This is a genomic window from Candidatus Zixiibacteriota bacterium, from assembly GCA_036397555.1.
GTDB lineage: Bacteria > Zixibacteria > MSB-5A5 > WJJR01 > WJJR01 > DATKYL01.
In genome coordinates this window covers 46538-61189 of sequence record DASWIS010000020.1, presented here as the reverse complement: position 1 = coordinate 61189, position 14652 = coordinate 46538, and the positions used below count along the sequence as shown (strand labels likewise).

General features: G+C 60.9%; 16 protein-coding genes and 1 tRNA gene. 6 read left to right on the top strand and 11 right to left on the bottom strand.

What is annotated here, in order from left to right; genetic code table 11:
• Positions 1–25: 25 nt before the first annotated feature.
• From VGB22_06950 to VGB22_06920, 7 genes are all read right to left on the bottom strand, one after another.
• On the bottom strand, positions 26–655 hold the full coding sequence (locus VGB22_06950; protein HEX9751002.1) for a nucleotidyltransferase family protein: 630 nt from the start codon (positions 653–655) through the stop codon (positions 26–28).
• A gap of 134 nt (positions 656–789) precedes the next feature.
• Complete coding sequence (locus VGB22_06945; protein HEX9751001.1) at positions 790–1911, bottom strand: XdhC/CoxI family protein; 1122 nt, start codon at positions 1909–1911, stop codon at positions 790–792.
• A 204-nt stretch (positions 1912–2115) separates the two neighbouring features.
• On the bottom strand, positions 2116–2361 hold the full coding sequence (locus VGB22_06940) for a hypothetical protein (protein HEX9751000.1): 246 nt from the start codon (positions 2359–2361) through the stop codon (positions 2116–2118).
• Between the two features lie 96 nt (positions 2362–2457).
• A complete protein-coding gene (locus tag VGB22_06935; protein ID HEX9750999.1) occupies positions 2458–2673 on the bottom strand; it encodes a hypothetical protein in 216 nt (71 codons plus the stop codon).
• Between the two features lie 83 nt (positions 2674–2756).
• Entirely contained in the window at positions 2757–2987 is a 231-nt protein-coding gene (locus VGB22_06930) for a hypothetical protein (protein ID HEX9750998.1), read from the bottom strand.
• Between the two features lie 73 nt (positions 2988–3060).
• The gene (locus VGB22_06925) at positions 3061–3252 is read right to left on the bottom strand and encodes a hypothetical protein (protein HEX9750997.1); all 192 of its coding nucleotides are present in this window, start codon (positions 3250–3252) and stop codon (positions 3061–3063) included.
• Positions 3236–3871: a hypothetical protein gene (locus VGB22_06920; protein ID HEX9750996.1), complete on the bottom strand. Its 636-nt coding sequence runs from the start codon at positions 3869–3871 to the stop codon at positions 3236–3238. The genes VGB22_06925 and VGB22_06920 overlap by 17 nt, the downstream gene beginning before the upstream one ends.
• Positions 3872–4410: 539 nt before the next feature.
• On the opposite strand from VGB22_06920, the gene VGB22_06915 reads away from it, so the two are divergent.
• The 6 genes from VGB22_06915 to VGB22_06890 all read left to right on the top strand — a co-directional run bounded on the left by VGB22_06915 (position 4411) and on the right by VGB22_06890 (position 8751).
• Positions 4411–5457: an ABC transporter ATP-binding protein gene (locus VGB22_06915; protein HEX9750995.1), complete on the top strand. Its 1047-nt coding sequence runs from the start codon at positions 4411–4413 to the stop codon at positions 5455–5457.
• Positions 5454–6272, top strand: coding sequence for an ABC transporter permease (locus VGB22_06910; protein HEX9750994.1), 819 nt, complete (start codon positions 5454–5456; stop codon positions 6270–6272). The genes VGB22_06915 and VGB22_06910 overlap by 4 nt, the downstream gene beginning before the upstream one ends.
• A 54-nt stretch (positions 6273–6326) precedes the next feature.
• On the top strand, positions 6327–7223 hold the full coding sequence (locus tag VGB22_06905; GenBank protein HEX9750993.1) for an ABC transporter permease: 897 nt from the start codon (positions 6327–6329) through the stop codon (positions 7221–7223).
• 106 nt (positions 7224–7329) lie between these two features.
• Positions 7330–7788: a DinB family protein gene (locus VGB22_06900; GenBank protein HEX9750992.1), complete on the top strand. Its 459-nt coding sequence runs from the start codon at positions 7330–7332 to the stop codon at positions 7786–7788.
• Between the two features lie 121 nt (positions 7789–7909).
• Positions 7910–7984 (top strand) — tRNA-Glu (locus tag VGB22_06895).
• A gap of 185 nt (positions 7985–8169) precedes the next feature.
• Positions 8170–8751, top strand: a complete 582-nt coding sequence (locus VGB22_06890) for a hypothetical protein (protein ID HEX9750991.1) — start codon at positions 8170–8172, stop codon at positions 8749–8751.
• A 13-nt stretch (positions 8752–8764) separates the two neighbouring features.
• On the opposite strand, the gene VGB22_06885 is transcribed toward VGB22_06890, so the two are convergent.
• From VGB22_06885 to VGB22_06870, 4 genes are all read right to left on the bottom strand, one after another.
• Positions 8765–10714, bottom strand: coding sequence for an aconitate hydratase (locus tag VGB22_06885; GenBank protein ID HEX9750990.1), 1950 nt, complete (start codon positions 10712–10714; stop codon positions 8765–8767).
• Positions 10715–10750: 36 nt separating this feature from the next.
• Positions 10751–12190, bottom strand: a complete 1440-nt coding sequence (locus tag VGB22_06880; GenBank protein ID HEX9750989.1) for a sigma-54 dependent transcriptional regulator — start codon at positions 12188–12190, stop codon at positions 10751–10753.
• Positions 12168–13538, bottom strand: a complete 1371-nt coding sequence (locus VGB22_06875) for an ATP-binding protein (protein ID HEX9750988.1) — start codon at positions 13536–13538, stop codon at positions 12168–12170. The genes VGB22_06880 and VGB22_06875 overlap by 23 nt, the downstream gene beginning before the upstream one ends.
• A 107-nt stretch (positions 13539–13645) precedes the next feature.
• Positions 13646–14644, bottom strand: coding sequence for a dihydroorotate dehydrogenase-like protein (locus tag VGB22_06870; protein ID HEX9750987.1), 999 nt, complete (start codon positions 14642–14644; stop codon positions 13646–13648).
• Positions 14645–14652 lie beyond the last annotated feature (8 nt).

Sequence of the window (14652 nt, the reverse complement as noted above, 5' to 3'; positions counted from 1 at the left end):
CGAGGGGGCGTCGTTCGATCGGCCTCTACTCATCCGATGAGATCTCGTCGGCTTCGACCGGGGGCGGCAGCGGCAGACGGATGCGCACGTGCTCCCATTGCTCTGATGTATCGACGTCGGTGACGACTTCATCGGAGTCGATGGGGACATCATGCACATCATCGTCGTGCGCCGCCAGGATCGATTTGGCGCCGACATCGCCGCGCAGCGCCAACAGTTCATCCAGATACTTCAAATCGATGATCACCGGGTGACCGCGTTGTTTCTTGTACTTCGGCGCGACGATTCCCTTTTGCGCCGTTCGAAACTCGTCGATCAGCGTATTGATGGTCGCGGTCGCCACCAGCGGCATATCGCCCATTCCGATCATCACGCCGCGAACGCCCGGCGAGAGATAGGCGAGTCCCCGCTGAATCGAACTGGACAATCCCTGGCTCGGACGGCTGTTAATAACCACTTTCAGCCCATCGAGGCGAATTTCACCGACGATACGGCGTGCATCATGACCCAACACAACGATAATCTCCTTCAGATCGGCTGGACGATAGCGATCCAAGACGATCTGGAGCATCGTCGCGTGTTCGTGCGGCAGTAATGGTTTGGGTGCGCCGAGCCGTTTGCCGAGCCCGGCCGCGCAAATCAGACCGGAAATCATCAACCCTCTCCCCCGGTGGTGAGGACCAAGGGACAAAGCCTTCTGTTAGCTGGAATGTGTCCGCTGGGCGCGGCGGACGCAATCGAAAACGGCAGGCCCGCCCTGTGGGAGATGACAATAAATCAACGAAGTTTCTATGGAAGTCGTTCCAGCACCACCGCGTAGCGTCCGCCGCAGATGTCGGCGCTTTCGGCACGGGGATCGCCGGTCAAATCGATGGTCAGGAGTGACGCAGGTTGATCGGCAACGAGCAACCGACGGGCGGCTGTCCGCACCTCTTCCTCTCCGCAACCGCCGCCGATCGTGCCGGCGATGGCGCCGTCCGCGAATACCGCCATCTGCGCGCCCAGCCCGCGTGGGGTCGAGCCCTTGCGCTCGACGATCGTCGCCAACACGGCGGGCCGACCCGTTGTGATCACTTCGGCGACACGGGACCACAACTCTGAGATTCCCGAGGTGTCGGCGGTCGCGCCGGGAGACAGCCGCTGCCCCGCGTCAACGCCGCGCCGGACTGCGATCATCTCGGCGGCGATGGAGACCGCGATTTCCTGCGGCGAATCGGCGCCGATCGGCACACCGATGGGAGCATGAATACGATTCATGAACTCCGCGGCCGCGCCTTCACCCTTCAAGCGGTCCATGACCGAACGCACACGCCGTTTCGAGCCGATCATGCCCAGGTAGGCGCAATCGGAGTGTCGCAGTGCGCGCAAGATTTGCTCGTCGTGCAAATGCCCGCGCGTGACCAAAACGACCCACGGTCGCTGCGATGACGCACAGGCGCGAGCCATCCGGGGAAATGAATCGACCAACCGTTGCGACGCGTCGGGAAAGCGCTCGGCGGTCGCGAATTCGGCACGATCGTCGCAGACATGGATGCGAAATCCCAGCCCCGTCAGGAGCGGCGCCAATGCCTGCGCGATGTGCCCGGCGCCGAAAATCCATGCGGTGTCGTGTGGCCCGATGCGGCTGACCAGCAGACGCGCCGCATGCGCGTGATCACCCGGCAATCGGGCTTCAACAATCATCGCGGAGACCTCGCCGATAACCCTGTCGAACGAATCATCGAGCGCCGCGGCGGCATCAGACAGCGGCCCGTATGGGATGCGCGACGGACAAACCTCGACAATCAGCCGTTCACCCAGGCGCGGATGTTCGTCGGGGCCGATGACGAGCGCCGTCAGCAGCGTCTCATCCCGACGCAATGATGCCAACGCGCGCGGCAGCCAGTGTTGTGTCGGATGGTCGACTGTCATCACTCAGCACACCATGCCGGCCGGGCCGGTACGGCAACCCGACATGCTCGGCAAAGAACAGTATGTGACAACCGCGAGCAGAGAGGCAATCGATACGGAGAGCGGGCAGACCTGACACGACACGACCGAATCGGCATTCGGACGTTAAAACCGCCCACGTCCTGTGGGTGGCGAAAGACGTGCAATCGACGAGACGGGGTTTGTTCAGCCGCCGAAAAACCAAGCCGAAGCGACCGCCGTCTTCTTGCCGTTGACCTTCACGGCAAACGGCTTGTTTTGCCGCACGACGGTGCGTGTGCGGCGACGGGCCGTCTTGCCCTTGCTGCCGCGACGGACCGCGCGGCGCGTCGTGCCGTTGCCGCCAAAGGCGTGACTGGCCGAATCGGCACTGTGTCCGGTCCGACGAGTCCGGGACTTGGCGGTACGTGAACTCTTGCGTCTGGTGGCCATTACATCCTCACTGTCCATGGCGTTCGCTGTTGTGAAATTCGGGGAGACCCCACCTGCGTGACGTCTCCCCGTTGACATCGGAAATCCAGAGCTTGTTTAGCCGTTGAAATTGGGAATGTTGCCTTCAACGGTGTCCAGGGTGCCCTGCAGCACGATGCGATACTCACCCGTCGTCGGGTTGACCGACTCGACCTTGCAACGGCAGGCCGAAGAGTTGAACATGATCTCGGAAATCTTCCACTGCAGACGCGAAGGGGACGTCGGGCTCTTCTCGACCGTGTAGACGTCCTTGATTGTCCAGTTGTACGGCATTGTGAATCCTCCCTTGACCGGCCTGCTCCGTCACCGCGACAGACCGGTGGTGGTGTTGGTTGACACTGACGGTGCTGATACTCTTAGAAGCCGGGACCGAAACCGTGACCAAACGAGATGGCCTGGTTATTGTCCATATCCAGCGTGCCTTGCAGCACGATGCGATACTCGCCCGTCTCCACGTTACAGCCCTCGACCTTGCACTTCGTGTTCACCGATGAGAACACCAGGTTGCAGACGCCCTCGTGCAACTGCTTCGGCGAGGTCGGCGTCTTCTCGAGCCAACGGAAATCGTTGTACGTGAATTTGCCCATGTTGTCACCTCCTCCTCTGGGTGATTGTGTGTTTGTACGACGGTACAGCCGTTATGACCTGACTGCCTGGTTTTCAGTTTTGCTCGTTCTGCTCATTCTTGCCGGTCTCCGGTCCCCGGCAGCACAGGAAGAGCCGGTAGTCCGGTTCGCCGAGGATGATCGGCACGGGCATCGTGTCGGCCGCCGGAATGCGCGCGACGACGTGACGGTCTTTCCGCTCGGCGACCGTCTGTGATGTCTCGGTGTTCTTAGCGACGGAGTTCATCGTGACCTCTGCTGTTGCCGTTGAAGAATTCGAACCGTTCCAGCGCACTGATCGCCCACTGCGCGCGGATCGGACACATCGCGAGCGCCGCGGCCAACTCCGCGCGGTCGATCCGGCCGGGCTGCGTGTGCGCCCAGTGCGCCGCCTGCACGATGTCGCGGTAATGCGGCGACAGGCGCGGCTTGGCGAACATCGACGCGACCAGAAACGTCGCGAAGTGCGCTGAAAACGCTCCCACGTACGGGTCGTCGCACTCGACGAACAGGTCGAAGCGATTCTCGGGATCGCGGTGTCCGCAGGTGACGCCCGAGCAGCGCGACATCGACGTGACCGCGCACTGCAGATCGACGATCACATGCTCCACCAGATGGGCGACATCGGCCACTTCGCCGACCCATTTCATCGAGACGCCCTGGGTTTCCTGCAGATACAACGGCGTGTTCTCCCATTCTTCGCAACAGGAGTGATCCGACAGCGTCGGAAACAGGCGCGCCAGCGCCCGATAGATCGTGAGAAAGCCGTTGGTCTGCGGCGGATCGTACCCCTCCACGTCCATCGTCACGACCAGATGATTGCGGTCGTCGCGGAAGTTGTGGTTGAGCATGCGTATCTTGGGCACGCGAGCGTACTGAATGCGGCGAATGTGCATAGTGCCGGAGTGTTCTCATCGCCGAGAGCGATCGAAACGTCGTCGGTGAAGTGACGTTGCGGGCCTGCGCCCACCAGGTTTATCGTCCGGGTGAGCAAACGGCTTTAGCGGGTTGCGGACGATTGCCGCCAGATGTTCAATTCTGAGACTGCAAGGGATTGCACAGCGACCGCTTCGGTCCGGGTTTCGCCGCGATGGGGCTGTTGCCGGATCGTCCCGTCCGGGGCGATTTTCCGGCTTGACAGCGCGGGCGCCACGATTTATACATGGCCAATCGTCCCATGAGTCCGATGGGAGGCCCAACAGTCGAATGATCAATAACCGCGAAAACATGCTCCCGACGCTCGCGTCCTTGAATGCGGGCGGACAAGCGACCGCCGGCGCGGGCGCTGTCGGGAAGGTTGGGCCGTAGTGTAGGTATTTCCATATTCGTGGAAACTTCCACCGCCGCCCATCAACAGACGGGCGGCGGTTTTCTTTTGGACTTCTATCCGAATTGAGGAATCGAGATGAGCTGGGCCATCGAGACTGAGGACTTGCGGCGCGTTTTCAAGGGGTCGCGCGTCAAGCGACTGTGGCGTCGCCGCAACACGGAACGCAATGGCGCCGCCGACAAGGTCGCGCTCGATGGGGTCAGCCTGACCGTCAATCGGGGCGAGCTGTTCGGCCTTCTGGGCCCCAACGGCGCGGGGAAGACGACGCTGTTGAAGATTCTCTCCACGCTGCTTTTGCCGAGTTCGGGGCGCGCCTGTGTCGACGGCGTCGACGTCGGTCAGGACCCGGAACGGGTGCGCCGCGTGATTAACATGGTCTCCGGCGGCGAGCATTCCGGATTCGGGATCCTCACCGTGCGCGAGACAATCTGGATGTTCGCGCAATTCTACGGTGTCCCGGGACGCGTCGTCCGCGAACGCGCCGACCGAATGATGGACACATTGGGTTTGCGCGACGACGCCAACACGAAGATCTCCAAACTGTCGACCGGGATGCGCCAAAAGATGAACATCATCCGGGGGTTTGTGACCGACCCCAAGATCCTGTTTTTGGATGAACCGACGCTGGGGCTGGATGTCGGCGTGGCGCGCGAGGTGCGCACATTCGTGAAGGGCTGGATGGCCGATCACGCCGAACGCACGATCATCCTGACGACGCACTACATGGCGGAAGCCGATGCGCTCTGCGACCGTATCGCCATCATCGATCATGGCCGGGTGCTGGCCTGCGACACACCGGACAATCTCAAGCGCGATTTCGCACCCGATTGCCTGTATCGCATCGAGACACCGCTGCTTTCCGACGGCCACAATCCGCTCGACGGGTTGCCGGTGATCAGATCGGTGGCGCTGGAACATCGGGGCGACCGCGGGCGCACCCATATCCGTGTGATTCTGCAGGACGAGCACGGCATCACGACGGTCACGGACCGCCTGCGCGAACGCGGCGTGCAATCGCTGGTGGTGTCACGACTGGAGCCGACGCTGGAGGACGCGTTCCTGAATCTCGTCGGACATGGACTGTCCAACGGCAGCGAGGAGTCGGAGGGTCTGCCCTCATGAGCGGACGACTTCAAACCAATTTGCGCGCGATCTGGGGACGCGCCTACGTGCGAGTGGTCGGCGCCAACCGCGAACCGTCGTGGCTGATATTCGACGTGCTGTTTCCGCTGTTGGCTGCGTTCGGCTTTGCTCTGGTCTATCGCGGAATGGGCGCACCGGAAACCTACATCGGATTCGTGGTTGTCTCCGGTGCGATGCTGGCCTTCTGGCAGAACATTTTGTGGGCGATGGCGGCGCAGTTTCACTGGGAAAAGGAGATGGGCAACCTCGAGTTGTACCTGATCGCACCGGTGGCGCGCATGTCCATCCTGTTGGGTATGGCCATCGGCGGGCTGCTGTTGACCGCTACCCGCGCCGCTGCCGTGCTGACCATCGGAACGCTGGTGTTTGGCGTGCAGTTTTCCGTGAGCAATTGGTTTCTCCTGATTGCCGTATTCATGGTCACCATGGCGGCCGTCTACGGTTTGGGAATGCTGGCGTCGTCGTTGTTTATGCTCTTCGGACGGCAAGTCTGGCACACGGTGAATCTGTTTCAGGAGCCGATCTACTTTGTCACCGGATTCTACTTTCCGGTGCGGTCGCTGGGCGGCGCCGTGGCAACGGCGGCGTCGGTCATTCCATTGACGCTGGGTCTCGACGCGATCCGTCAGTTGATCTTCTCGGGGTCGCCGGTCAATCCGCTGCTCTCAGTAAACGCGGAACTGGCGCTGTTGGTGGTCTTGGCGTTTGCGCTGAACTGGGCCGCGCTCAGGGGTCTGCGATACATGGAGGAGTTGGGCAAGCGCACCGGGCGGCTGACGTTGAAGGGGCAGTAACGACATCGGGATTCATGTGATTGGTCGCGTGTGGAAGGGAAGGAGCGTAGCGAGATGATCGCGTCAAGCCAAACGACCGCTGTCGCGCTGCCCGAGCGCATGACCAGACTGCGGGCGCGCCGGGCGGCGATCTGGGCGGCGGTCAAACTGGGCTGGGCCATTGAGGCAAACTGGACCGACCCGTTTGTCTTCATGATCTATCAGGTGGTGCGCCCGTTGTTCGGCGCGGGGATATTGATCGTGATGTTCACGGTCGTCACCGGAAAGCCCGCCAATGACCCGTCGATGGCGCAACTGTTCATCGGGCAGGCGTTTTTCTTCATGGTGCTGCTGTCGTTGGAGAATACGGGCACGATCGTGTTCTTCGACCGCGAACGGTTTCAAATGATACGCTATGTCTATCTGGCGCCGATCGGTTTCGGTTGGTACATGGCAGCGCGTGGATTATCCCAGGTGATCGCATTAATGACCGCGGTCGTCGTAACGCTCACGTTCGGCATTCTGATCATGGGCATGCCCTTGTCGATCACTCCCGCCGAAGTACCTCATCTGCTGCTGCTTTTGTTTCTGGGCGGCATCGCGACATTGGCGCTGGGTGTGCTGTTGGCGTCGATTACCTTGACGACCGCGTTTCATGGTCTCTCCATTCCCGACGGTGTGGGCGGCGTGCTGTTTCTTGTGAGTGGTGCGGTGTTCTCGTTCGATATCCTGCCGGGCTGGGTCAACTCGATCAGCCGCGTGCTGCCCTGGACCTATTGGTTGGAAGGGATTCGCCGGATCATCGTCGATCGGCCGTTTATCGCCTCGCTGCAGGGTCTGTCGGATACGGATGTGATGCTCATGCTGGTGTATGGGACGGTCGGCGCCGTGGCCGCGGCATGGGCAACATTGCGCATCTGCACACACGCGGCCATTTCCAGTGGCGGATTGGACATGAAAACCGATCATTAAACCAACATGCCGCGCGGGTGGGCACGTCGTGCTGCCTGCACCGAATGTCCTGTCCCCTGTCCCGACCGTGGGCGTAGTGACGTGCGCATGCCCGGAGGAGAGTGCCATGACTGAGATCGAACGAATCGCCGATCAGATGAGACGCGCATTCGAGGGCGGTGCCTGGCACGGGCCGTCGGTGACACAGGTACTGGAGGGGATCGCTCCCAAGCAAGCGGCGGCTGCGCCGATCACGAACGGACACTCTGTCTGGGAGATTGTCTTGCACATGCGGACCTGGATTGATGTCGTCCATGAGCGGATCGCCGGCGCCACGGTCGATGTCCCCGACGATCGAGACTGGCCGGCGGTGTCGGCGGTAAACGCCTCGTCCTGGACACGCGCACAGGAGGAACTGAGCATAGCGCACCGCGCGCTGCTGGATCATGTCATGAGTATGACTGACATGCAGCTTGACCAGATTCCCGCAGGCAGCAAGTCGACGATCTATGTGCAATTGCACGGGGCGATCCAGCACAATCTCTACCATGCCGGTCAGATCGCGATTCTGCGCAAGGCGTTCTGACAATCCGATTTTATAACAAGAAACCCGCTTTTCAACGGAGCGGGTGGTCCGGGCAAACCGCTTGACCGTCCAACCTCGATTTGCCATTCTGGGCGTCGAAGCGGCTGAGTCTTGCTGCGGTGGCGCTATCGTCTAGGGGTTAGGACGGGTGGTTCTCAGCCATCAAACCGGGGTTCGAATCCCCGTAGCGCTACCAATCGTCGCTGATAATCCCGCATAGCTTCGGTTGCACGGATCGACCGGGTGATCCAATTTGCGGTGCGGATGGTATAAGGCCGTATCGGTATGAGACCTTCCCGGCTGCTTGTAAATTCACTCCTGCTTGCGCTCGCAGGGTGCGCCGGGAGATCAGCACCGTGGTATGGCCACGGATGCGACTGCATGGTTCCTCCGGACAATCGACCGCCGCATGCGGAGGCGGCCGGCATGTGCGATGCGGGCACGCGTCGCTTTCACAATGTCATCACTGAGGGCGACAACATTCTCGTGATCGACTTCGTGCACGTATACGACAACGGCGAGGGAAAGAACCCCGATGGTTCCGGATCGAACTGGGGCTGGATGGGACCGATCCCGTGGAAGTATGGGCCGGTTGGCAATCTGCACGTTCGCATATGCGGCGATGACGGCAGAGAGTTGCGTCATCTGAGAAACCTTCCCGGACCGGCGCGCACATTGCCGCGCTTCGAATGGACAGACGACCAGTGCATGGCGTATCTGAATTTCGGAATCTGGGACTGGGATGAGACACCCGACACGGCGGTCACCGTCTGGGTCTACGAGAGCGATCCCGGCCCCGGGCGCGAACACGACACGCTGATTCGTTCCTTCATCAATCGTAGTGCGTCTTCGAGCGTCGACAGCACCTATTTTATCCCTCGCATTGAGTTCCGTACGACAACGTTGCCCGAGACGGTAGCGTCGGCGGATCGAAATTCGCCATCGTTTCCGGCCGTGGATTGACTTGCAAACGGCGTCACGTCGTAGTCGTTGCAGTGCGCGACGCACCTTGCCGTGTGTAATTCAACAATCCACCGGCCATCAAGACTTCGATATTGAATCCTGTCAGTTGGTACCGGAGCTTAAACTGTCCGGCGCGTGTCCGATTGACGGCATCGACCGGCTGTCCTGTGCGGAGCGATTTGCGCAGGTCGCGCAGCTCGAGCATGTCGCCCTGCTGCATTCCGTCGTAGTCGGCCGGATCGGCGAACACCAGCGGCGGGATACCGAAATTGATCAGATTGGCGTGATGGATTCGTGCGAACGAACGGGCGATGACCGCCCGCACTCCGAGATAGGCCGGCGCCAATGCGGCGTGTTCGCGCGAGGAACCCTGCCCGTAATTGTCGCCGCCGATGATAATTCCGCCGCCTTTTTCCTGGGCCCGTTTCGGAAACTCCGGATCGATACGCACGAATACAAATTCGGATATCGCGGGAATGTTGGATCGCAGCGGCAGCACTTTTGCGCCCGCCGGCATGATGTGATCGGTCGTGATGTTGTCGCCGACTTTCAGCAAGACCTCGGCCGCAATCGACTCCGGCAGCGGTTTCATCTGCGGCAACGGCTTGATGTTCGGCCCGCGGACGATTTGCACATGATCGCCGTTGGCCGGCGGTTTCTCGATCAGCGCATCATCGATGGGAATCGATCCGGGAAGGGCGACGGTCGGCTCCACTCCCCACTCGCGCGGATCGGTGATCTCGCCGGTCAGCGCACAGACGGCGCAGACTTGCGGCGAAGCGAGATAGACATTGGCGTCTTTGGTCCCGGCGCGTCCCTCAAAGTTGCGATTGAAACTGCGGATCGAGACGCCTCCCGACGGCGGCGCCTGGCCCATGCCGATACAAGGTCCGCAGGCCGATTCGAGGATGCGCGCCCCGGCGGCGATCATATCGGTTAATCCGCCGGTCTGAGCGATGGCGGTGAACACCTGTCGCGATCCCGGGGTTACGGTCATGCTGACGTTCGGGTGCACATGACGGCCCTTCAGTATGGATGCCGTGACCAACAAATCGTACAGCGATGAATTGGTACAGGAACCGACGCAGACCTGATCGACCTTCAGTCCGGCGACATCGCGCACGGCGACGACCTTGTCGGGCGAGTGCGGCTGGGCGATCATCGGTGCCAGCGCCGACAGGTCGATGGTCAGCACCTCGTCATATTCCGCGTCGGGATCGGCCGCCAGCGCAAACCAGTCGGACGGCCGCTCTTGAAACGCGAGGTATCGTTTTGTCTGTTCGTCCGATGGAAAGATCGACGTCGTTGCCCCCAGCTCCGCCCCCATGTTGGTGATGGTGGCGCGTTCCGGCACAGAGAGCGTCGCCACGCCCTCGCCGGTGTATTCGAAAATTTTCCCGATACCGCCCTTGACCGTCCGCTGCCGCAGGATCTCCAAAATGATGTCCTTGGCGGCCACCCACGGATTGAGTTTTCCGAGCAGGTTGACGCGCACCACCTGCGGCATCGTGAAATGGAATGCGCCGCCCGCCATGGCGACCGCGACATCGAGCCCGCCAGCGCCGATGGCGAGCATCCCCAGCCCGCCGTTGGTCGGCGTGTGCGAGTCGGACCCCAATAGCGTCATGCCGGGAACGCCGTAGCGCTCCAGATGCACCTGGTGGCAGATGCCGTTGCCGGGTCGCGAGAAGTCGATCCCGAACTTTGCGGCAACCGACTGCAGATACCGATGGTCGTCGGCGTTTTCAAAACCGGTCTGCAGCATGTTGTGATCGACATACGACACCGACTTTTTGGTTCGAACGCGCTCCAACCCCAGCGCCTCAAACTGCAGGTAGGCCATCGTGCCGGTCGCGTCCTGTGTCAGGGTCTGATCGATACGGATGGCGATCGGCGCACCGGCGGCGATCGTACCGTCGACCAGGTGCGAACTGATGATCTTCTGAACGACATTCTTACTCATGGTCACCCTCTGTCTCTTTGCGTCGAATCGGAGTCGTCACTCCGTATCCGCATTGTTCCTACCGCTGCCTGCGTCGCGCGATGAGAGACGGTTACGGAGAGTCTGACGCGACATGCCCAGCACAGATGCGGCCTGCGCCTGATTTCCATCAAGGTACTTTAGTGCGCGGATCAGCATTTCATGCTCCACAGTCGTCAGAATGGACGGGCCATGGCCGTCGTCGTACGCCGCCACCAGACGTTCAAAGACGAGATCCAACAGATGTTCGTTTGTCAATTCGTTTGCGGCGCTATCGACCGGGTGGGGTGCTGTCTCCTGAAACGAGATCGATTCGGGCAGTAATGTCGTGCCGGCTGTGACGATGACCGCGCGATCGATGACGTTTTCCAGCTCACGCACATTGCCGCGCCAATCGTGCGCCATCAACCGGGCGACCGTTTCCTGCGGGACATGTTCGATCGACTTGTTCTGCCGGGCGCTGCTGCGGCGCACGCAATAGCGCACCAACTGCGGAATGTCATCGCGCCGGTCGTTGAGCGACGGCAGATTGATCGTAAAGACATTGAGTCGGAAGTAGAGGTCTGCGCGGAACGTCCCCTTGGCGACCATGTCGGGCAGGTCGCGGTGTGTGGCCGCGACAATCCGCACATCGACGGTGATCGGTTCGCTGCCGCCGACGCGCTCGATGACACCATCCTGCAGCACGCGCAGAATCTTCGATTGTGTCACCGGGCTCATGTCGCCGATCTCATCGAGAAACAAAGTGCCGCCGTGCGCTCGTTCGAACTTGCCGAGGCGTCGTTGTTCGGCCGACGTGAACGCGCCCCGTTCATGGCCGAACAGCTCGCTTTCCAACAGCCCCTCCGGGATGGCGGCGCAGTTGACCGCCAGGAAGAGTTTGTCGGCGCGTTTGGAATGGTGGTAGATCGCCCGCGCCACAAGTTCCTTACCCGTGCCGGACGCGCCGATAATCAGGACGCTCGCGTCGGATGACGCGACGCGACCGATCTGCTTGTAGACTTCCTGCATCGGTCGCGAGCGGCCGACCAGCGTGTCGGCTTCCTCGGGCAGTTCAGCATCCTGGACTTCCATCCGAACTGCGCGGGTCATCAGCCGATAGGCGGTGTCGGCCTGCTCGGCCAAACGGCGAATCTCCTCAACATCGAAGGGTTTGAGGATGAAATCGTACGCACCGCGTTTGACCGCCTCGATGGCGTCCTCGGTGCCGCCGTAGGCGGTCATCATGATGACCGGCACTTTGGGATTGAGCGTGCGAATGGCGGGGAGGACATCGAGCCCGGAGCGTCCCGGCATCCGCAGATCAAGAAAGACCGCCGAGTACGAGCGCTCCTTGAGTTTTCTGAGCGCCTCTTCGCCGGATTCGGCTTCGTCAATACGATACTTCCTGGGGTCGAGTATCCGACCGAATGCGAAGCGCAGATTGGCGTCGTCGTCAACGACCAGAATTGTCGGCATCGATCGATTCCCCGGGAGACTTCGGCAACGTGATATAAAAACTCGTACCCCCGCTCGTGTGCCCCTCGGCCCGAATACTGCCGCCGTGCTTCTCCACGATAATACGGGCAATGGAGAGCCCCAAGCCCGTACCCGCGGCCTTTGTCGTAAAGAACGGCTCGAATATCTGCTCGCGCAAATCCGCCGGCAATGCGACTCCCGAGTTCCAGATGGAGACGCGCACGGTGTCGCGGCCCGGTGCGTCGGCGGTCAATCGGATCGTTCCATCGTCGGGGGTTTCGTCGATGGCGTTCAGCAGGATATTGAGTATCACCTGCCCGATCTGAGTGCCATCGGCCCGCACTTGTCCGCAGCCCGGATCAAAGTGGCGTTCGATGGTCAGATTCTTCGTTTGCGCCTGGGGACCGATCAGATCGGCGATGCGTCCGAGGGTGTCGGCCAAGTTCATTGGTGCCAGCCGGAGTTGGCCGGGACGCGCAAACTGCATGAAGCGCAGGATCAGCGTCTTGAGCTTGTCGATTTCATCCAATACGATCGTGTAGTCATTGCGTCGCGGATCATCCGTGGGGCGTTCGTCGCGCAGTGCGTGAATCAGCGCTTTCATCGTCGTCAATGGGTTGTTGACCTCATGGGCGATCGACGCCGCCATCATTCCGATGGACGCTAAACGGTCGGCGTGTGCCAGTTGCTCGTGCAATCGCCGTTCGGACAGACGCACATCGTGGCGTTCGACCACCGAGGCAATCTCCCGCGCCACGGCTTCGATCAATCCGCGATCCACATGCTGGCGCGCCTGCGGGTGAAGAGACGTGGGCTCATCGGCGCCGCCGATTTCGACCGTGCCGCGCGCCTGCGTTCTCACCGTGACACCCGCCGACTGTCTCCAGTGACAGTCCGCTGAGGCGGTATTGCCATATTCACGACCATCGACGGTAATGCGCGCGCACACCTGCTTCGGTTTGGGAAACGCCGTGGGCAGGTGGTCGGCGATTTGCGTGAGAGTCTCGTCGAGCGACCGGTTTGGCACCTGCGCGGCATTGGAGATTTCATAGAGGCAGCTGAGTTGACGTACTCGTTCCGCCAGTGAGACTTCTGATTGCCTGAGCTGATAGGTCAGGCGGCCGATCAGCCCATAAAGCAAGCCCGCAGAAATCAGGATGAAAAAGAATCCTTTGTAAGTGGAGAGGCGCGCCCAGAGAGACGGCTCGGGGACCAGGGCCAACAGTGCCCGATCGGAGAACAGTATCCAGGCACTTCCGAGTACGACATAAACGATGCAGATCTGAAGGGGTGTCAGGCCCCGTTCAAAGAGGACGAAACGACTCCACAGTAGGCGCAGGACATTCATCGCAGGGAAGCGATCGATCCCGTCATTTTTCCTGGATTCGGGATCGCGCTGAACCGGGATAATATAGGAGTGTCGGACGATGGCGACAGACTCACATGTGGAGAATCCTATTGCCACACCGGGATGGTCTGCAGGGCGCGCATGTACTGGGCTCGTTCGAAGGTGGCCGGATCGTGCACGTGCTGCTGACTCATGCTGCCCTTCATCTGTTCGACGGAGGCGTACTCGTTGTCTTCCATCCAGCGAAGGAGGTCGTTTCTGACCGTCGTGAGGTGCCCGATGCCATTGCGGATCAAGGTCGCGCACATCATTGTCACATCGGCGCCCGCCATGAGCATTTTCAAGACATCGGGTGCATCATGGATGCCGCTGGTTGCCGCCAGCGACGCCGATATGCGACCGTAGAGTATGGCGATCCAGCGCAACGGCAGACGCAGCGCCTGGGGCTGAGACAACAGGACATTGGGGGTCACTTCGAGCCGGTCCAGATCGATGTCCGGCTGGTAGAAGCGATTAAACAGCACCAAGCCGTTGGCTCCGGCGCGATCGAGTCGTGCCGCCAGATGCGCCATTGCGGTATAGTAGGGGCTGAGCTTGACTGCCACCGGAATGGCGACCTGCGATTTGACCGCTTCGAGGATCTCGATCACGCCGCTTTCGACCAGTTCGGCGGCCACCGTGGGATCGGTCGGGATGTGATAGATGTTCAGCTCGACCGCATCGGCGCCCGCCTCCTGCATGCGGCGCGCGAAGTCGGTCCAGCCGCCCAACGAGAAACCATTCAGACTGGCGATGATCGGAATGTCGACCGCCCGCTTGGCGCGGGTGATGTGCTTTAAGTATTCCTCCGGGCCGAGCGTGTACTCGGGCACTTCCGGAAAATAGCTTGTCGCCTCGGCGTAGCTCTCCGACCCGAATGTCAGATGATGGAACAGTTCGAGCCGCTCATGCGAGAGCTGCTCTTCGAACAGCGAAAACAACACGACGGCCGCCGCGCCCGCATCTTCCATGTGGCGGATGTTGTCGACCGATTCCGACAGCGGCGAAGCAGAGACAACCAGTGGACTGGACAGCTTCAATCCCATGTAGGTGGTCGACAGGTCCATCGGGCGCT

Bases quoted from the DNA above. Each gene is read 5' to 3' on its own strand.
- VGB22_06870 (HEX9750987.1), bottom strand. From the start codon at position 14,644: ATGGACCTGTCGACCACCTACATGGGATTGAAGCTGTCCAGTCCACTG.
- VGB22_06940 (HEX9751000.1), bottom strand. From the start codon at position 2,361: ATGGCCACCAGACGCAAGAGTTCACGTACCGCCAAGTCCCGGACTCGT.
- VGB22_06875 (HEX9750988.1), bottom strand. From the start codon at position 13,538: ATGAATGTCCTGCGCCTACTGTGGAGTCGTTTCGTCCTCTTTGAACGG.
- VGB22_06880 (HEX9750989.1), bottom strand. From the start codon at position 12,190: ATGCCGACAATTCTGGTCGTTGACGACGACGCCAATCTGCGCTTCGCA.
- VGB22_06930 (HEX9750998.1), bottom strand. From the start codon at position 2,987: ATGGGCAAATTCACGTACAACGATTTCCGTTGGCTCGAGAAGACGCCG.
- VGB22_06910 (HEX9750994.1), top strand. From the start codon at position 5,454: ATGAGCGGACGACTTCAAACCAATTTGCGCGCGATCTGGGGACGCGCC.
- VGB22_06915 (HEX9750995.1), top strand. From the start codon at position 4,411: ATGAGCTGGGCCATCGAGACTGAGGACTTGCGGCGCGTTTTCAAGGGG.
- VGB22_06935 (HEX9750999.1), bottom strand. From the start codon at position 2,673: ATGCCGTACAACTGGACAATCAAGGACGTCTACACGGTCGAGAAGAGC.
- VGB22_06890 (HEX9750991.1), top strand. From the start codon at position 8,170: ATGGTTCCTCCGGACAATCGACCGCCGCATGCGGAGGCGGCCGGCATG.
- VGB22_06945 (HEX9751001.1), bottom strand. From the start codon at position 1,911: ATGACAGTCGACCATCCGACACAACACTGGCTGCCGCGCGCGTTGGCA.
- VGB22_06900 (HEX9750992.1), top strand. From the start codon at position 7,330: ATGACTGAGATCGAACGAATCGCCGATCAGATGAGACGCGCATTCGAG.
- VGB22_06950 (HEX9751002.1), bottom strand. From the start codon at position 655: ATGATTTCCGGTCTGATTTGCGCGGCCGGGCTCGGCAAACGGCTCGGC.
- VGB22_06905 (HEX9750993.1), top strand. From the start codon at position 6,327: ATGATCGCGTCAAGCCAAACGACCGCTGTCGCGCTGCCCGAGCGCATG.
- VGB22_06925 (HEX9750997.1), bottom strand. From the start codon at position 3,252: ATGAACTCCGTCGCTAAGAACACCGAGACATCACAGACGGTCGCCGAG.
- VGB22_06885 (HEX9750990.1), bottom strand. From the start codon at position 10,714: ATGAGTAAGAATGTCGTTCAGAAGATCATCAGTTCGCACCTGGTCGAC.